Annotated in this window: 13 protein-coding genes; 10 read left to right on the forward strand and 3 right to left on the reverse strand. The window is 71.5% G+C overall.

Translation table 11 applies throughout. From position 1 onward, the window contains the following. Positions 1-78 precede the first annotated feature (78 nt). Both ACGFNU_RS25050 and ACGFNU_RS25055 read right to left on the reverse strand, forming a co-directional pair. Positions 79-1,251, reverse strand: coding sequence for a glycosyltransferase family 4 protein (locus tag ACGFNU_RS25050; RefSeq protein WP_392597257.1), 1,173 nt, complete (start codon positions 1,249-1,251; stop codon positions 79-81). Continuing rightward, entirely contained in the window at positions 1,248-1,766 is a 519-nt protein-coding gene (locus ACGFNU_RS25055) for a hypothetical protein (protein ID WP_392597259.1), read from the reverse strand. Before ACGFNU_RS25055 ends, ACGFNU_RS25050 begins: the two co-directional genes overlap by 4 nt. 370 nt (positions 1,767-2,136) lie before the next feature. On the opposite strand from ACGFNU_RS25055, the gene ACGFNU_RS25060 reads away from it, so the two are divergent. After that, positions 2,137-4,374: a CDP-glycerol glycerophosphotransferase family protein gene (locus ACGFNU_RS25060; RefSeq protein WP_392597260.1), complete on the forward strand. Its 2,238-nt coding sequence runs from the start codon at positions 2,137-2,139 to the stop codon at positions 4,372-4,374. 52 nt (positions 4,375-4,426) lie between these two features. Further along, positions 4,427-7,903, forward strand: coding sequence for a CDP-glycerol glycerophosphotransferase family protein (locus ACGFNU_RS25065; RefSeq protein ID WP_392597262.1), 3,477 nt, complete (start codon positions 4,427-4,429; stop codon positions 7,901-7,903). Here the strand turns inward: ACGFNU_RS25065 and ACGFNU_RS25070 are convergent, their stop codons facing one another. Beyond that, positions 7,904-9,922 (reverse strand): PIG-L family deacetylase, encoded by a 2,019-nt coding sequence (locus tag ACGFNU_RS25070; RefSeq protein ID WP_392597264.1) that lies wholly within the window; start codon positions 9,920-9,922, stop codon positions 7,904-7,906. It lies immediately after the preceding gene. 251 nt (positions 9,923-10,173) lie between these two features. Here ACGFNU_RS25070 and ACGFNU_RS25075 point away from each other — a divergent pair, with 251 nt between their 5' ends. From ACGFNU_RS25075 to ACGFNU_RS25110, 8 genes are all read left to right on the forward strand, one after another. Further along, the gene (locus ACGFNU_RS25075) at positions 10,174-10,926 is read left to right on the forward strand and encodes a glycosyltransferase family 2 protein (protein ID WP_392597265.1); all 753 of its coding nucleotides are present in this window, start codon (positions 10,174-10,176) and stop codon (positions 10,924-10,926) included. Next, complete coding sequence (locus ACGFNU_RS25080; protein ID WP_392597267.1) at positions 10,923-11,297, forward strand: DUF2304 domain-containing protein; 375 nt, start codon at positions 10,923-10,925, stop codon at positions 11,295-11,297. Before ACGFNU_RS25075 ends, ACGFNU_RS25080 begins: the two co-directional genes overlap by 4 nt. After that, a complete protein-coding gene (locus ACGFNU_RS25085) occupies positions 11,294-12,538 on the forward strand; it encodes a lipopolysaccharide biosynthesis protein (RefSeq protein WP_392597268.1) in 1,245 nt (414 codons plus the stop codon). Before ACGFNU_RS25080 ends, ACGFNU_RS25085 begins: the two co-directional genes overlap by 4 nt. Continuing rightward, positions 12,535-14,514, forward strand: coding sequence for a DUF6077 domain-containing protein (locus ACGFNU_RS25090; protein WP_392597270.1), 1,980 nt, complete (start codon positions 12,535-12,537; stop codon positions 14,512-14,514). The genes ACGFNU_RS25085 and ACGFNU_RS25090 overlap by 4 nt, the downstream gene beginning before the upstream one ends. A 51-nt stretch (positions 14,515-14,565) precedes the next feature. Then, positions 14,566-14,940, forward strand: a complete 375-nt coding sequence (locus ACGFNU_RS25095) for a phosphomannose isomerase type II C-terminal cupin domain (RefSeq protein ID WP_392597271.1) — start codon at positions 14,566-14,568, stop codon at positions 14,938-14,940. Positions 14,941-14,949: 9 nt separating this feature from the next. Then, the gene (locus ACGFNU_RS25100; RefSeq protein ID WP_392597272.1) at positions 14,950-16,032 is read left to right on the forward strand and encodes an acyltransferase family protein; all 1,083 of its coding nucleotides are present in this window, start codon (positions 14,950-14,952) and stop codon (positions 16,030-16,032) included. A gap of 114 nt (positions 16,033-16,146) precedes the next feature. Next, positions 16,147-17,331: a cytidylyltransferase domain-containing protein gene (locus tag ACGFNU_RS25105; protein WP_392597274.1), complete on the forward strand. Its 1,185-nt coding sequence runs from the start codon at positions 16,147-16,149 to the stop codon at positions 17,329-17,331. Then, a complete protein-coding gene (locus tag ACGFNU_RS25110; RefSeq protein WP_392597275.1) occupies positions 17,328-18,224 on the forward strand; it encodes an N-acetylneuraminate synthase family protein in 897 nt (298 codons plus the stop codon). Before ACGFNU_RS25105 ends, ACGFNU_RS25110 begins: the two co-directional genes overlap by 4 nt.

The following is an 18,224-nucleotide window of genomic DNA, read 5'->3' on the forward strand; positions in this document are numbered from 1 at the left end:
GAGACGGCGTGCTCAGGCGCCCTCAACCGAATTCACCCTTAATACGAGACATTCTGATTGAAATGACGGAGATATCCCCTATTCGGGGGAACCATCCGTACGGCCCTTGGCGGCGAGCAGTTCGGTGAAGAGGCGTTCCCATTGGTCGGTGATCGACTCGGGGCCATAGCGCGCCGCCGTCTCCAGGCCGCCCATGCGAAGCTTCTGGCGGAGCGGCTCGTCCTCGATCAGGCGGGTGATCCCCTCGGCCAGCGCGGCCACGTCACCGGTCGGCACGAGCAGGCCGTCGACCTCGTTGGTGAGGATCTCGCGCGGACCCACCGGGCAGTCGAAGCTCACCACGGCCAGGCCGCAGTTGAGGGCCTCCAGCAGCACCATGCCGAAGCCCTCGGACCGGGAGCTCATCGCGAAGATCGAGGCCTTGGCCAGTTCGTGATCGAGCTGCTGGGACGGGCCCATGACGTAGACGTGGTTGTACAGGTGGCGCTTCAGGACCATCGTACGGAGGCGTTCCTCCTCCGGCCCGTCACCGATGATCCGCAGCGTCCAGTCCGGATGCCGTTCGACGACCTTCTCGAACGCCTGGATCAGCAGGTGGAAGCCCTTGTTCTTGTCCATCCGGCCGCCGGCCACCACGACCTTGCGCGACTGGTCCGAGCGCGGCACGTCCAGGGAGTGCAGGGCGTTGGGGATGCGGGCGAGCCGCACCGAGTCGCCGAACGCCTCGGAATAGAGCGCGAAGTCGTCCTCGGTGAGCGTGACCAGCGCGTCGAAGGAGGGGTAGGCGCGGTCGATGGCCTCCCGCCACTCCCCCTTGTGCGTGGAGAGGTGGGCGTGCTCCTGGATGACGCGGACCAGGGCGGGGTCGGCGTACCGCTCCACGACCAGGTTGATCGTCGGCCGGGTGGTGACGAGGATGCCCTCCCGCGGCTCGCGCAGGTAGTTGATGAGCCCGCTCACGCGGCGGCGGGACTCCTCCTCACGGGAGACGCCCGCCGGGAAGTACGGATGCCACGAGGTGTCCTCGTCCTCCGGGTCGTACGGCCCGCGCGGGGCGTCCGGGCGGACGTCCACGATCGGGACCAGCCGGACCCGCTCGTCCAGCGGGAAGACCGGGGTGTCCCGCCGCCGGTGCAGGGAGCCGATCTCGACGTCGTGGCCGCGCGCGACGAGGGCGTTGGCCTGGTTGAAGACCGTGCGGATGGTGCCGCCCATGGCGTAGCCGTTGAGGACCAGAAACGTGATCTTCATTCCGCGCCCTTGCCGCTGTGGTGACACCGGATCGAGAGGCTGTCGCTGTCGGTGAAATAGGGCCGGATCGACAACCGGAACGGCATGGTCACCGTCTGCATGGGAAAGGTGACGATGTTCTTTTTGCCCGGCATATCGTCGTCGTACTTGCCCAGCCGGAGCGAGAGGTTCTCACCGTTCGCGGACCCGACGAGGTGCAGGTCCCAGTGTTCCCAGCGCAGCGGACCCGGGCACATGAGCGCGGAAAGGGGGATGTCGGCCTCGAAACCCGCGCCCGCCGAGGTCACGGGGATCGTGAAGTCGGCGGGATTACCGGCCGAATCGCGGCCCGCAATGGCGCGCATCTTGCCGACGGCGCGTTTCCAGATGGCGGGTTTCACTTTCCGGCGTTCGCGTGAGGACAGCCGCAACCGCCAGGACACCCCCGCATAAGACTCGGCGGGAACGACCTCGCCGACGATCCTGATGCGGCCGTCGCGCGGCCACACCTGCGCCACTTCTGCGTGCGCTGTCACCGTCTCGGTACCCCCGTACGGACGTCATTTCAGGACTTCTTCAGGTTCACACCGAAGTATCACAGATGACATGTTGTTGTTGGTACCCAGAAGATCGTCCCGGTCTCGTTACATACGGTGCCGGAATCGACCCTCGGGAGCCTCATTCCCCGATCTTGCCGATCGAGGCGGCCGCCCGGCGGGCGGGCGGCGGAGGCAGAGCCTATGCGTTGACCCGTCAAGGTGGGAACAACAGGTAAAGCACGACCATCCGCCAGATGGCCACCATCACCCCATATGTGCCGTTACAGTCGGTCCTTACGGCGACCCCACCCAGGCCGCCGTGCAGCCCCACCCCCCTCCCCCCAGCCCCGAACCCGTTCCCGGAGCCATGGCAGAGAACCCGAGCCCCGCGCCCGCCGCCGACTGGCAGGTCACCAGCGCCACGCCGCCGTCGCTGAGCGTCATCGTCCCCACACACCGCGTCCAGGGTTATATCCGGCAATGCCTGGAGTCGATCCTCGCCTGCGATCTCCCGAACCTGGAGGTCATCGCGGTGAACGACGCCTCGCCGGACCGCTGCGGGGAGATCCTCGACGAGATCGCCGCCCGCGACCCGCGGGTGCGGGTACGCCACCTGGCCGAGAACGTGGGGCTCGGCGAGGCGCGCAACATCGGCCTGGACATGGCGACGGGCGACTACGTCTGGTTCTTCGACAGCGACGACTACGCCACCGAGGGGGCGGTGCACGCGATCGTCGACCGGCTGGCCCAGACGCGGCCGGACGTGCTGCTCTTCGACTACGCGCGCGAGTACTGGCACGGCAAGGTCAAGCGCAGCGTGATCAACGACCTGTTCCGGGTGCCGCCGGCGCCGGACGTGTTCACCTGCGCGGAGCGGCCGAGCGTCCTGCGGCTCATGATGACCGCCTGGAACCGGGCCATCCGCCGGGAGTACCTGCTGGAGCTCGGGCTGCGGTTCAGCCGCGGGTACTACGAGGACTACAACGTCACCTATCCGATCCTGCTGGCCGCCGAGCGGATCTCCCTGCTCGACCAGGTCTGCTACATCTACCGGCAGCGGCGGCGCGGCGCGATCACCAAGACGCGCAGCCAGAAGCACTTCGACGCGTTCCCCCAGTACGACCGGGTCTTCGCGTTCATGGACCGGATGGGGCCCGAGGCCGACCAGTTCCGCGCCCGGATGTTCGACCGGACGATCTGGCACCTGCTGGTGATCATGGAGGCGGACGACCGGCTGCCCGAGGCCGACCGGGCCCGCTTCTTCGCCGGCATGGCGGAGATCTACCGCCGCTACCGGCCGGCCGATCACGTCATGCCCGACGACGCGCTGCTCGCCAAGAAGTACGCGCTGATCGCCAAGAACGACTTCAAGGGCTTCGAGCGGCTGCACGCCAAGGTGCGGACGCGGGCGCGCGCCGGCAAGGTCAAGCGCAAGCTCAAGGCCGTCGCCAACAATTCCAAGCGCCGGGGCATGCAGTTCTTCTACCGGTCGCAGTTGCGGCGCCCGATCGACGACAAGCTCGCGGTGTACGGGGCGTACTGGTTCCGCGGTTACGCCTGCAACCCCGCCGCCATCTACGAGAAGGCCAGGGAGCTCGCGCCGCACGTCAAGGGCGTCTGGGTGGTCAAGCCCGAGAACGTCGCGGACATGCCCAAGGGCGTGAAGTACGTCGTGCTGGGCTCGAAGGAGTACTGGCGCACGATGGCGCGCGCGAAGTACTTCGTGAACAACGTCAACTTCCCCAACGCCCTGGTGAAGCGGCGCGGCCAGGTCCACGTGATGACCGAGCACGGCACGCCGCTCAAGAAGATGGGCCTCGACCAGCTACAGTACCCCGCCGGCGGCGGGACGATGGACTTCGAGGCGCTGATCAGGCGGGCCGACCGGTGGGACTACCACCTGTCGGCCAACCCGCTGACGACCGAGGTGTGGGAGCGCAGCTTCCCCTGCGACTACGAGATGCTGGAGATCGGCTACCCGCGCAACGACCGGCTGGTCCGCGCGACCGCCGGGGAGCGCGACCGGCTGCGCGCCGAGCTCGGGATCCCGGCGGGCAAGAAGGCCGTCCTCTACACCCCCACGCACCGCGACTACCGGCGGGACTTCGCGCCGACGTTCGACATCCGGCGGTTCGCCCAGGAGCTCGGCGACGAGTACGTGCTGCTGCTCCGCGCGCACTACTTCTACAAGCCGGAGGCCGAGCTCTGGGACCGGGAGCGCGTCATCGACGTCTCCGCGCACCGCTCGGTCGAGGAGCTGTGCATCGCGTCCGACGCGCTGCTCACCGACTATTCGTCGATCATGTTCGACTACGCGGTGCTGCCCGACCGGCCAATCGTGATCTTCGCCGCGGACTGGGAGACCTACCGGCTCACCCGGGGCGTCAACTTCGACCTGATGGAGTTCCCGCCCGGCGTCGTGGCCCGGACGGAAGAGGACCTGCTGAAGGGCTTCCGCGCCGGCACGCCGTGGGGCGACGCCGCCGCCCGGTCGCGGGCGGCGTTCCGGGACCGGTTCTGCCCCTGGGAGGACGGCCGGGCATCCGAACGGGCGGTCCGCCGGGTATTCCTCGGTGAGAACGTTCCGAACCCGCCCCGCCCGTAGTTCCTCCCCGCCGTCCCGTCCCCTCGCCTGCCCCCGCCTAGGAGTTCCCTTGGTGCCCAACCTCATCAGTGTCGTCGTCCTCGCGCGCCGTTCCGGCGCCGACCTGGCCGAGACGCTGGCCTCGCTCGCCGCGCAGTCGTACGGCACGCTCGAAGTGCTGGTGGTGGACGGCGGCACGGGGGCGGGGGCGGACGCGACGCTCCCTGACGAACGGTTCCGGCTGATTCGAGAGGGCGCTCCTGGGCGGGGCGCGGCGCGCAACATCGGCGTGCGTGCGGCCACCGGTGAGTTCCTGGCCTTCGCGGAGGACGGTGACGTCCTGCCGGAGAACGCCCTCGAACTCCTCCACGCCGCCCTGTCCGCGGGCAAGTCGGACTTCGCGGCGGGCAACGTCGGCGTCCGGCGCGAAGGAGGGACGCTCCCCTCCTCCTTCCACAGCGAGGCGTTCGCCAAGGGCCTGGCCGGTACGCACATCCGGCGGCACGAGGAGCTGCTCCGGGACCGGTACGTCACCAACAAGCTGTTCCGCGCCTCGTTCTGGGAGCGGCACGGCCTGGAGTTCCCGGACGTCAACCGCGACGACGATCTCGCGGTCGCGGTGCCCGCGCACTTCCTGGCCGACGCGGTCGACGTCGTCCCCCAGATCGTGGTGCGGCGGTTCGCCGACGTGGCGCCCGCGCCGAGCGCGGTGCCGCAGGACGCGGCCGACGGCTTCGCCGCCGTCGAGGCCGTGCTGGCCCGGCTCGACGGCCGGTGGAAGCCCAAGGAGCGGCGCCGGTTCCTGGCCGCCGTGCTCGACCGCGAGCTGCGCGCCTTCCTCGACGGCCTGCCGGACACCACCGACGAGGAACGCGACCAGATCGTCGCGCAGGCGGCGGCGCACGGCGAGTGGCTGGATCCCAAGGCGCTCGCCGAGGTGCCCGCGATCACCCGGCTGAAGTGGCACCTGGCCGCCCAGAAGAAGCGGACCGAGCTCGTCAAGGTGGTCCGGTACGGGCGCGGCAAGCCCAACCCCTCCATCGTCCGCGAGGGCATGCACCGCTACGTCGTCCATCCGTACTGGAAGGACGAGGCGATCGACGTGCCGCAGGAGATGTACCGCGCGCGCACCGAGGTGGGGCTGCGCGGCAGGGTGCACTCGGTCTCGTGGCGCGACGGCAGGCTCGTCGTCACCGGTGAGGCGTACATCAACTCGGTGAGCTCGCGCCGGCGCTGGGCCGCGATCAAGGGCGTCACGCTGCGGTCGGGACGCCGGCGGATCCCGCTGCTCGCCCGCCAGACCCACAAGCCCGGCAAGAAGTCCGGCGCGTGGACGGGGTTCGAGTTCACGCTCGACCCGAAGAAGCTGCGGCGGCGCGGTGCCTGGTCCGACGGCGTCTGGGACGTGGAGGCGACGGTCTTCAACTCCGGGGTGCTGCGTTCGGCCCGCCTGCGCGGCGGGACGAGCGGCAGCGGCGCCCGTCCGCCGTACCACTACGTCACCGACGACGTCCGGATCGTCCCGCAGGTCGTCGACGGGACGCTGCGCGTCGCCGTGGAGACCGTCACCGCCAGGGCCACCGCGCTCCGCTGGGCCGAGGACGCGCTGGAACTGGAAGGCGTCGCCACGGGTGAGGCTCCCAGCGAGCTGTCTCTCACCTTGGGCGACGACATCGTCCGGACCGCCGTGACCACCACCGGCGACGGCCGTTTCACGGCGGTCGTACCGCTGCCGTCGGGCTCCGGCGACACCGACCCGCAGGCCATCGACGACACCCGCGACTGGGCGGTGCTGCTGGACGGCCGTCCGCTGGTCCTGGCCGAAGGCGTCGCCGACCTCGAACGGCTCATCGGCACGCAGGAGGTCTTCGCCGGGCGCGGCGCCGCGGGCTACCTGCGGCTGCAACTGCGCACGGCACGGCTGCTCGTCACCGCCGCGAGCTGGCGTGACGACGGCACGCTCGTCCTCGCCGGCAGCCACGCCGTCAGTATTGCCCGAGGGGGGACGACCCCCCACACCCCCCGGAGCGGCTCCGCCGCTGCCTTTGACGGCGGAGACATCGTCATTCGCAGCCGTGGCCGCCGCAAGGACTACCCGTTCGCGGTCACGGCGGCCGAGGACGGCACGCTGACCTGCGAAGTACCGGTCGCTGCGGTGCCGAGCGTCGCCGGTGTGCTGCCGCTGCGCCAGGGCCGCTGGGACGTGCTCTTCCGGCCCGCCGGCGGCCGGCCGCTGGCCGTGCGGACGACCCCCGAGGTCGCGGCCGGACCGGCCGGGCCGGTCGAGGTCGCGCGGCGCGGCTACGCGCTGGAGCACCAGGGCACCGGCCTCGTCGTCCACGTGACCTCGGACCTGGGCCAGGACGAGAAGAGCAGCGCCGCCACCATGCGCGCGGAGGCGCGCAAGCGCGTCGCCAAGGACGGCCTGCGCGACACCGTGCTGTTCTCCTGCTTCAACGGCCGCCAGTACTCCGACAGCCCGCGCGCGATCCACGAGGAGCTCGTGCGGCGCGGCGTGGACATGGAGCAGCTGTGGGTCGTCAACGACGGCCAGGTGGAGCTGCCGGACACGCTCCGGCCCGTCCGGCTGAACGGGCAGGAGTGGCACGAGGCGATGGCCTCGTCCCGCTACATCATCACCAACCACCGCCTCGGCGACTGGTTCCAGCGGCACCCCGACCAGGTGGTGCTGCAGGCGTGGCACGGCACCCCGCTGAAGAAGATCGGCCGGGACCTCAAGGAGGTGCACTTCGCCTACGCGCCGGGCATGAAGAAGGCCCTCCAGGCGCAGACGCAGGCCAAGTCGGCCGACGTCCCGGCGACGCCCAACCTGCCGGAGTGGACGCACCTGCTGTCGCCCAACCCGTTCAGCACCGAGATCTTCCGCCGGGCGTTCGCGTTCAAGGGCGAGATCATCGAGGCCGGGTACCCGCGCAACGACGTGCTCTACCACCCGGAGGCCGACCGGATCGCCGCGTCGGTGCGCGCCAAGCTCGGCGTGCCGGACGGCAAGAAGGTCGTGCTGTACGCGCCGACCTGGCGGGACGACCAGTACTACAGCCGGGGCCGCTACAAGTTCGACCTGCGGCTCGACCTGGACCGCGCGCGGGCGGCGCTGGGCGACGACCACGTGCTGCTCGTCCGCCTGCACAGCAACGTGGTGGACGGCGTCCCCGACGACGGCAACGGCTTCGTCTTCGACGTCTCGCTCTATCCCGACATCGCCGAGCTCTACCTGATCTCCGACATGATGATCACCGACTACTCCTCGGTGATGTTCGACTTCGCCAACACCCGGCGGCCGTTGCTGTTCTTCACCTACGACCTGGCCGACTACCGGGACCGGCTGCGCGGCTTCTACTTCGACTTCGAGAAGGAGGCGCCGGGGCCGCTGCTGGAGACCTCGGACGCGCTCATCGAGGCGATCCGCGACGCCGCGACCGTGAGCAAGGACTACGCGAGCGAGTACGACGCGTTCGTCCAGCGGTTCTGCCCGCTCGACGACGGCAAGGCCGCGGCCCGTGTGGTGGACCAGATCTTCGAGCTCTGATCAGGGGGTCTCGGCGATCTCGCGCCAGCCGCCGAAGGCGGGGGCGCCGGGGGCCTGCTGCCGGTTGATCAGGAGGCGGCCGTGGTGGCCGAGCGTGGCGACCACGGCCCGGCCGGTCGAATCGAGGGCGAGGGACGGGGGGCCGACGATCGGGCCGCCCAGGGACGTCCAGCGGCCGAACGCCTGCCTCTGGGGTATGGCTGCCGACCGGCCTCCCCTGCCCATTGGCGGGCCGTCGTCCGCCACGGCGCAGCTCGTTCCGGCGGGCAGGCTGCCACGCGCGCAGATCATGGCTCCGGCACCGGTGGCCACCAGGGCCGGTGCCTCAATTCCGGCGGCACCGCCCACGCGCTGCGGCGCCGAGAAGGTGCCGTCGGGCTGCTCGGTCTGAAGCAGGTACTCGCCGGACGCCGGGTCGCGGCGCACCAGCTGCGGGACCCCGCCCGGACCGGCGGCGAGCCGGAGCGGCCCGGCGGGCGCGGTGTAGCCGATGTCCTCGCCCCGGACCAGCCTGCCGGTGGCGTCCTCGCGCCAGCGCACCACCGTGCCCGGACCTGCCTGCTTGAGCCACGGCGGGCCCTGCGAGTCGTCGTCGGACGCGGCGAACACCTGGACCGGTGACCGTCCGGCGGGCGTCACGGCGAGCCCGTCGCGGAGGTTCTGGCCGCCCAGGTCGCGCCAGCGGCCGAACCCGCCCTGCGGCTTGTCCTGCGTCCGCATCGCCAGGGTGCCTCTGCCCGTGCGGACCAGCACCATCACCCTGCCGTCCGCGGTCGCGGTGACCGCCGGAGCGCCCGTGAGCTTGTGATCACCCTTGCGGCCGGGCGCGCCAAGCCGGGTCACCTGCCACGCGTTCGCCTTGTCCGCCTGGAACAGCACGATCCCGTGGGTGTCGTCGTTCCGGCGCGCCGCGACCAGCCAGCGGTCGCCGCCGACGCCGACCGAGATCGAGGGGTTGAGCGGGAAACCCGGATCGATCCGGAGGGGCCCGCTCCACCGCTCGGCCGTCCGCTGCGTCCACACGTACAGCCCGCCCTGCTCGACCGCGAACGCGCGCAGCAGGCCGTCCGGGCCGCGGGCGAGCTGCACGCCGCCGCCGGGCCACCGGCGGTACATCCGCTGCGTCCACGCCCAGTACTTGCGGAGCTTCCGCTTGGTGATCAGCCGGTCGTGGTGGCGGTATCCCTCGAAGACGGTCTTCTTGCGGCCGCGCTGGCCTGGGCCCAGGTTCGCCGGAAGCCGCAGGATCGGATAGTCGATGTAGCCGATCTCGATCAGCCGGGGATCGCCCACGCCGCGCACCGCCTCGGCCGTGAGGCGCGCGGCGGCGATGTGGTCCTTGTGGTCGTGCCCGTCCGGCTGGGTGTCCTGGTACCGGACCACCGTCGACCGGAACGTCGTGACGAGCGACTGGAGCGCGGCCAGCAGATCGGCGCGGCTCACGCAGCGGGCGAAGGGCGAGCCCGGAGGCACGACGGTCGGAGCGCAGAAGGTGCCGGTCAGATCCTTCTGGAGCCGCGTCATCGCCTGCTTGCCCACCGTGCCGGGGCGGCCGTCGGCGCCGTCCGGCAGCCGGAACCAGACCAGCCGCACGGTCGGCCGCGCCGCGAGCGTGTCGACCTGGACGGTGAGCGGGCCCGCCGTCATGGAGTTGCGGTTCCAGCGGTCGGGAACGCCGGCCATCCTGGCGTACGCCGTCCGGATCCCGCGTTCCCTGCTCTCGGAGTACCGCTGCGGGTCGTAGGTCTTGGCACGGCCCTCGCCGGCGGTCAGGAAGACCGTCACCGTCTCGTGCCCGGCCGTGACGACGTCCTGGATGTCGGGGTTCATGAAGAGCAGGTCGTCGTCCTCGTGCGCGACGACCTGCAGATACCGGTCCGCCTGGCCGACCGCGTCGGGGACGGCGGCGGCGGGACGGGCGGGCACGGTCACGCGCGGCGTGGGGCCGCCCGTGCCGGTGAACGAGAGGCCGGCGAAGGCCAGCACGAGACCCGCCGTGACCGTCACAAAGATGATCAAGGCGGCACCACGGCCGCCCCCACGTCTCCCCACGCGCGTCGCTCTCCCCCGAGACGGGCGGGCGACGGCGCCCGCGAACGTGAGACCTCTGGCCGGAAGTGTGGACGAGATCGGCCTATCACCGCAAGATCAAAATAGGAGGAAATTTCAGGCAACCTTTCGGGGTGCTCGCGGCGTCATTAGTGCGAGATTCGCGCCGGACCCGGAATGGACCCGGCGCTCACATACACGGGGGAGCCGCCTTGATTGCGATGTCTGAACGCCAGACACCGGGCGTCCGACGGCTCGCGACGACGCTCGTCGTCGTACCGGCGCTGAACGAGGAATCCGCCATCGCCGGCGTCCTCAAAGAACTGGCCGCCGCCTGTCCCGACGCCGACGTCCTCGTCATCGACGACGGGTCGTCCGACGGCACGGCGGCGCAGGCCACCGCGCTCGGGGTGCCCGTCGTCCGGCTGCCGTTCAACCTCGGGGTCGGGGGCGCCATGCGGGCCGGTTACCGGCACGCGCTGCGCCACGGCTACACCGCGGTGGTCCAGGTGGACGCCGACGGGCAGCACGACGCCGCGTACATCCCGCGGCTCGTGGCCGAACTGGCCACCGCGGACCTGGTCATCGGCGCGCGCTTCGCCGGCGAGGGCGAGTACTCGGCCGGGCGCGGACCGCGCCGCTGGGCGATGAGCCTGCTCGCGGGCGTGCTGTCGCGGCTGGCCGGCACGCGGCTCACCGACACCACGAGCGGCTTCCGGGCCGCAGGGCCGCGCGCCATCCAGCTGTTCGCCGAGCATTACCCCGCCGAGTACCTGGGCGACACGGTCGAGTCGACGGTGATCGCCGTGCGGTCCGGATACCGGGTGCGGCAGGTGCCGGTCGCGATGCGGCCGCGGGCCTCCGGGCGGGCCAGCCAGTCCTCGCTGCGCGCGACGATCTACCTGTTCCGCGCGGTCGTGGCGCTCGGGCTGGCGCTGGTGCGCCGCTGGACGCCGGGGTCGCCCGCCGTATGAAGGCCTACCATCTGGGGCTGATCGGCGCCGCGATCGCCCTCTTCGTGATCTTCGAGATGTTGCGCCGGCGGCGGCTCCGCGAGAAATACGCGATCACCTGGGTCGTCCTCGCCGTCTTCATCGTGCTCATCGCGGCGTTCCCCGGGATCCTCACGTGGGCCGCCGACCTCACCGGGGTCCAGGTCCCGGCGAACCTGCTGTTCTTCGGCGCCAGCCTGCTGCTGCTCGCGATGAACGTGCAGCTCAGCTCCGAGGTGAGCCGGCTGGAGGACAAGGTCCGCACGCTCGCCGAAGAGCTCGGCCTGCAACGCCTGCGCATCGAGCAGATCGAAGGGTCCGCCCGGCGGACCGGGCCTCCCGACGGCCCATGACGGCGCGGACACGGACGTCGGTCGCCGCCGGGACCGTGACCGTCGGGGCCGGGCTCGTCCTGCTCGGGGCGTCCGCCACCGTCTATCTGGTGCTGTCGGCCCGGGCGGCCGGCCCGCGCGAGTTCGCCTCGGTCTCCACGTTGTGGACGCTGGTCTACACGTTCGGGATCGGCGCGTTCCTGCCGTTCGAGCAGGAGCTGGGACGGGCCATCGCGGGACGCACCGAGCTTGGCGAGGGCGGCGCGCCCGTGGTGGTGCGCACCGCCCAGGCCGCCGCCGTGACGCTCGCCGTCCTGCTGGCCGCCGGGGCGATCCTTTCCCCTGTGCTGGTGGACCGGCTGTTCGACGACCGGTGGGCGCTCTTCCTCGCGCTGTCGGTCGCGGTGGCCGCGATGGCCGGGCAGTACGTCACGCGCGGGGTGTTCTCGGGTTCGGGGCGGTTCGGCTGGTATTCGGCCCAGCTCGGCGTCGAGGGCGGGGTCCGGATCATCGGCTGCGGAATCCTCTTCGCGATCGGCGTGCACTCGGTCGCGCCGTACGCCTGGTTGCTGGCCCTGGCCCCGCTGGCATCGGTCCTGGTGACCGTTCCCGGGACGCGGGAAGCGCTGCGCCCGGGGCCGCCGGCGCCGTGGACGGAGATCTCCGCGAACCTCGGCTGGCTCCTCGTCGCCACCGTGAGCGCCCAGGGCGTCGCGAACGCGGCCATGGTCGCCATGGCGCTGCTGGCGCCGGACAGCGACGCCGCCGGGCAGTTCCTCGCGGCGTTCGTGATCGCCCGGGTGCCGCTGTTCCTGTTCCAGGCCGTCCAGGCCGTGCTGATCCCCGGGCTGGCGCGGGCGCTGGCCACCGGCGACCGGGCACGCTTCCGGCAGGAGTCGCGCCGGGTGCTGGCCGCCACGGGCGCGGTCGCGGCGGCGGGCGTGCTCGGCGCCGCCGCGCTCGGGCCCCAGGTGCTGCGGCTGGCGTTCGGCGCGGAGTTCGCGCTCGGCCGCCTCGACATCGTGGTCCTGGCCGCCGCCACCGGTTTCTACATGATCGCCCAGGTCTTCCAGTCGGGCGTGGTCGCGCTCGAACGGCACCGCGACAACGCCCTCGGCTGGGCCGCCGCGCTGGCCGTCTTCGCGCTCGCCTGCCTGATCCCCGTGTCCGCCCTGCACCGGGTCGAGCTGGCGCTCGTGTCGTCGTGCGCCGTGGCCGCCTGCCTGCTGGGCGCGCGGCTTCGCGATGGAGTCAAGTCTTGATCAACCGTTTGCTCGACCGGCTCTCGGATGCGGCGGTCGTGGCGTTCGCGGTGTGGACGGCCGTTTACCACCTGGGACTGCTGTTCGACCCGCCCGCGTGGGTGCTCGTGGCCTGCTGGCTGGTGGTACTCGCGATCATGGGCGGTCTCTATGCGTGGCGGCTGGTGCCGGGACCGGCGAAACGGGCGCCGGACACCTCCCTGCACCGGCCGCCACCCGGCTACTGGGCGTTCGCCGCCATCGCCCTCGGTGTGGTCGCGGGAGCGGCGGCGGGGCTCCACACGTCCGGCGTGCCGTGGTGGCCGGTCTGGACGGCCGGGCTGCTGAGCGTCGCGGCCACCGCCGTCGTCTTCGTCGGCGCCCGGGGTGTCGTGGTCGTTCCGGACGGGTCGGACGAGCCCGCGCACGGGACGGCTGTGGTGCCTGCGCTGACGGCCCTGGGGCTCGCGGTCGGTTCGCTCTTTCTCATCAACACCGATGGCGACGACGCGTTCTTCGTATCCCGTTCGGTGTGGACGGCCGCTCACGACCGGGTCGCCCTTCACGACGTCGTCTTCACGCAGGGCGAGATCCCGCCGATCGCGGGCGAGCCGCCGGTCTCCTCGATCGAGGTCCTGGTCGGGGCGCTCGCCAGGGTGCTGGGCGTGCCCGCCGCCTCCTTCCTCTGGTACGTCGCGCTCCCGGCGGCAGTCTTCCTCGCCGTCTGGGCGCTGTGGCGGCTCGTCCGGGAATGGGCGCCGCGCCGCCCGCTCGCCTGCTTCGCGGTCGCCGTCGTCTACCTGATCTGGTCCGGCGAGAGCAGGGGCTCGCTCGGGGCGTTCCACCTGCTGCGCATGTGGCAGGGCAAGGCGATGTTCGTGTCGGTGGTGATCCCGCTGTTGTACGTCTACCTGACCCGATGGGCGGAACGGCGCTCGCCGGCCGCGCTCGGGCTGGCCGCCGCGGCGGGGGTCGCGGCGACCGGGCTGTCGTCCACGGCGGCGCTCCTCGTCCCGCTCGTGGTCGCGGCGGTGGCGGGGCCGCTGATCGTCACCGGCCGGGCCCGGGCCGGGCTGGCGGCCGCGGCGGCCCTGGCGTACCCGGTCGGCGCGGGGGCCCTCGTCACGCTCACCCACAGCGGCGGCGCGATGGTCGAAGGGCATGCCGACGGCGCGGCCGCCAGCTACACGGTGGTGCTGCTCGCCGGGGTTCTCGGCGTGATCGGCGGGTGTGCGCTCTGGCTGGGGCCTTGGCTGGCCCGTCCGGGCGTCCCCGCCCTCATCGCCGGTGGCGTCGCGGCCGTCGCGGCCGTGCTGTTCGTCAACGGGCTGCTGGAGTTCCTGGGCTCCGCGACCGGCGCCGGACCGGTGATGTGGCGGACGATGTGGGTCGTCCCCGCGCCCGTGCTGGTCGGCCTGCTCGCCACCGTCGCGCTGCCCGGGGCGCTCGCGCACGGAAGGCCGGGGGCGCGCCGGTGGCTCGCCCTGGCGCCCCCGATCGTGATCTGCGGTGCGCTCGTGGTGGGCGGGCTGCCGCTCTCCGCGCGCGGCGCCGGGACGCTGGTGGAAGACCGCCCCTCGTGGAAGGCCGTTCCCAAGGAACTGCGGACGTCGCGGGCGGTCGTGAACGAGGCGAAGGCACGCGGCGGCACCGTGGTCCTGATGCCGCAGCGCTATATGCGGACGGTCCCGATGTTCGCCATCGGGGTCAACGCGGTCAGTCCCAACGGCCATCACCTGACGATCCTCGGTGCGCCCCGTTCGTTCACCGAAGACCGCAGGCTGCTCACACAGCTCGTCCGGTCGTCCAAGGACCCCAAACCGGCCGCCGGGCCGGTACGCGAGGCACTTCGTCGGGTGAAGGTCACCGTGGCCTGCGCGTACCGCGGTGACCGGGTGGCGCTGCGGCTCATCGCCGCCGCGGGCTACGGCGGGCGGCACAGGGTCGGCGGTCTCGACTGCCTCGTCGCGAACAACGTTCCTCCAGCGAAACCCTGACGTCCCCTCGCGTACGACCGCAGTTCGCCGGGGCCGTCCACCATCTCCGGGATGACCGACCAAGCGACCGGACTCGCACCCCTTCTGGCGATCATCACCGACGAGCGGCCCTGGGGCCGCTTCGAGCGGTTCACCCTGAACGAGCCGTCCACCGTGAAGATCATCCACGTGGCGCCGGGACAGCGGCTCAGCCTGCAGCGGCACCGCCACCGCGACGAGCTGTGGGTGGCGCTCGACCGCGGCGCCGTCTTCGAGGTGGCCGGGCAGCGCATCGAGCCCGAGGTCGGCGAGCGGGTACTGATCAAGGCCGGGGACACGCACCGGATGGGCTCGTCGGGCCCGGCCGTGCGCGTGCTGGAGATCGCCTTCGGCGAGTTCGACGAGGACGACATCGAACGCCTCGAAGACTCCTACGGCCGCGCCTGACCCACCGATGTGAGCGAGCGTGCGGCGGCGCCCCCCGGCGGGCGGGCGCGGGACCCCTTCTTCGACAACGCCAAGTTCGTGGCGATCACGCTCGTGGTGGCGGGCCACGCCATCGGCGGGCTGCGGGACGTGCCCGCCGCGCGGGCGGTCTACGTCTTCATCTACATGTTCCACATGCCGGTGTTCATCCTGCTCACCGGCTACCTCTCGCGCGGATTCACGCTGGCGGGCAGCCGGGTGCGCAAGCTCACCCTGCAACTCGTCGTGCCCTACGTGTTCTTCGAGATCCTCTTCTCGCTGTACTTCTGGCTCACGACGAGCAAGCCGCTGGAGTTCAGCCTGCTGCGGCCGACGTACGTCATGTGGTTCCTGATGGCGGTCTTCCTGTGGCGGCTGACCACGCCCGTCTGGAAGCAGCTCCGCTGGCCGTTCGCCATCGCGCTGGGCATCTCGCTCCTGTCGTACATGACCGAGATGCCCAAGGAGCTGAGCCTGCATCGCATGTTCGGCCTGCTGCCGTTCTACGTGCTGGGCACGCTGCTCCGCCCTGAGCACTTCCAGGCGCTCCGGACGCCGCGGGCGAAGGTGCTCGGCACCGCCACCTTGCTGCTCGGGCTGCTCTTCATCAGCACGGTGGGCCGGAAACTGCCGCACCAGTGGGTGTTCTGGGACAGCGGGCATGAGGCGCTCGACGTCAGCAACGTCATGGGCACCCTCGTCCGGACGGGCATGTTCGGGCTCTCGATGGCCCTCACGTTCGCCTTCCTGGCGGTGGTCCCGGCGAGACGGCTGTGGTTCACCGCGCTGGGCGCCACCACGCTGTACGCGTACCTGCTGCACGACTTCGCCGTCCGCACGTTGATGATCTATTTCGGCTGGTACGAGCTGGAATGGCTGCACACACCGCCCGGCGTCGCCCTGGTGGCGATCGCCGGCTCCGTGCTGGCCACCGTCCTCTGCACGCCGCCGGTCGTCCGGGCCACCCGCTTCCTCGTCGAACCCCGGCTGAACTGGCTTTTCGCACCGGCTCAGCCGTCTTCGCCCGCGCCTCGGAGCGCGCCGCGGACCGCGCACCAGGGCAGCAAGCCTTAGGCAGGACGACAGCGCCCGTTCATGTACGGGTCACAGAACCGCAGAACTGCGTGCCTAACGTCTGGGACTCCGGGGCCGAAGGCTCCCTCCACCCCTTACCACCTGAGGAAACACGTGCGTGTCGTCTGTATCGTCCCCGCGCGCGGCGGCTCGAAGGGCGTTCCCCGCAAGAACCTCGCCCGCGTCGGCGGCCGCAGCCTCGTCACCCGTGCCGTCCAGGCGGCGCTCGCCGCGCCGCTGATCGACGCGGTCGTGGTCAGCACCGACGACGCCGAGATCGCCGCCGAGGCGCGCGGCGCCGGCGCCCGCGTGGTGGACCGTCCCGGCGACCTCAGCGGCGACACCGCCACCTCCGAGTCGGCGCTCCTGCACACACTGGACCAGATCGAGGAGAGCCCGGAGGTGACGGTCATGGTGCAGTGCACCAGCCCGTTCATCGACCCCGCCGACCTCGACGCCGCCGTGGGACGCGTGCTGGACGGCGCGGCCGACAGCGTCTTCGCGGCGATGGAGTCCCACGAGTTCCAGTGGCGCGAGGTCGACGACCGGGGGGTCGCAGCGGTCGGCCACGACGCCGCGCAACGTCCGCGACGCCAGGACCGGCCCGTCCACTACCGCGAGACCGGCGCGTTCTACGTGATGCGCACCGCGGAGCTGCGCGTCCTGAAGCACCGCTTCTTCGGCCACATCGCCGCCCAGCCCGTCCGGCCCGAACACGCCATCGAGGTCGACACCGAGACGGACCTGGCGCTCGCCCGCGCCATGGTGCCGCTCGCCGAGCCGCCCGAACCGCTGGACGTGGACGCGGTGGTGACGGACTTCGACGGCGTGCACACCGACGACCGGGCCTGGGTGGACCAGGACGGAACCGAGAGCGTGGCCGTCAGCCGTTCCGACGGCATGGGGGTCTCGCTGCTGCGCCGCGCGGGCGTCCCGCTGCTGATCCTGTCGACCGAGGTCAACCCGGTGGTCGCGGCGCGGGCCCGCAAGCTGAAGGTGCCGGTGCTGCACGGCCTGGAGGACAAGGCCGCGGCGCTGCGCAAATGGATGGCCGACGAGGGCCACGACCCCCGGCGGGTCGCCTACGTCGGCAACGACGTCAATGATCTCGGCTGCCTGGCACTCGTCGGCTGGCCGATCGCCGTCCCCGGCTCCTCTCCCGAGGTGCTGGCGGCGGCGCGCATCACCCTCACCCGTCCCGGCGGCGCCGGGGCGGTCCGCGAGCTCTGCGATCGCGTCCTGCAAGCACGCGGGACCGCGGCGCGGACCGAACAGGAATCCAAGGACGGCGAGATATGAGCTCGGCAGTGGACACCCGCCCCCGCACCGTGCGGATCGGCGGCAGCGAGATCGGCGACGGGCAGCCCGTCTACGTCATCGGTGAGATCGGCATCAACCACAACGGCGACGTGGACATCGCCCGGCGCCTGATCAACATCGCGGCCGACGCCGGCTGCCAGGCGGTCAAGTTCCAGAAGCGCACGCCGGAGATCTGCGTGCCCGTCGAGCAGCGCGGCAAGCTCCGCCAGACTCCGTGGGGCGAGATGACCTACATGGAGTACAAGGAGCGGGTCGAGTTCGGCATCGACGAGTACCAGCAGATCGCCAAGTACGCCGCCGACCGCGGCATCGACTGGTTCGCCTCGCCGTGGGACGTGCCGTCGGTCGAGTTCCTGGAGGAGCTCGACGTCGTCACGCACAAGGTCGCCTCGGCCTCGGTCACCGACCACGAGCTGCTGCGCGCGCTGGCCGCCACCGGCAAGCCGATCATCCTGTCCACCGGCATGTCGACGCTCGACGAGATCGACGCCGCGGTGGAGATCCTCGGCACCGAGGGACTGATCATCCTGCACTCCACCTCGACCTACCCGCTGCCGCCCGCCGAGGCCAACCTCCGGACGATCGCCACCCTCCAGGAGCGGTACGGCGTCCCGGTCGGCTACTCCGGCCACGAGCGCGGGCTGCAGATCTCGCTCGCCGCCGTCACGATGGGCGCGGTCATGGTCGAGCGCCACATCACCCTGGACCGCACCATGTGGGGCTCCGACCACGCCGCCTCCCTGGAGCCGACCGGCCTGGAGCACCTCGTCCGCGACATCCGCATCATCGGCGAGGCCCTCGGCGACGGCGACAAGCGGGTGTTCCCCGGCGAGGTGGAGCCGCGGGCACGCCTGCGCCGGACCACCGCCTGA

Source organism: Spirillospora sp. NPDC048911 (genome assembly GCF_043198015.1).
Taxonomy (GTDB): Bacteria; Actinomycetota; Actinomycetes; order Streptosporangiales; family Streptosporangiaceae; genus Spirillospora.

Coding starts and splice junctions, on each gene's coding strand:
- ACGFNU_RS25050 (WP_392597257.1), bottom strand. CDS start 1,251: ATGAAGATCACGTTTCTGGTCCTCAACGGCTACGCCATGGGCGGCACC.
- ACGFNU_RS25060 (WP_392597260.1), top strand. CDS start 2,137: ATGGCAGAGAACCCGAGCCCCGCGCCCGCCGCCGACTGGCAGGTCACC.
- ACGFNU_RS25075 (WP_392597265.1), top strand. CDS start 10,174: ATGTCTGAACGCCAGACACCGGGCGTCCGACGGCTCGCGACGACGCTC.
- ACGFNU_RS25080 (WP_392597267.1), top strand. CDS start 10,923: ATGAAGGCCTACCATCTGGGGCTGATCGGCGCCGCGATCGCCCTCTTC.
- ACGFNU_RS25085 (WP_392597268.1), top strand. CDS start 11,294: ATGACGGCGCGGACACGGACGTCGGTCGCCGCCGGGACCGTGACCGTC.
- ACGFNU_RS25095 (WP_392597271.1), top strand. CDS start 14,566: ATGACCGACCAAGCGACCGGACTCGCACCCCTTCTGGCGATCATCACC.
- ACGFNU_RS25110 (WP_392597275.1), top strand. CDS start 17,328: ATGAGCTCGGCAGTGGACACCCGCCCCCGCACCGTGCGGATCGGCGGC.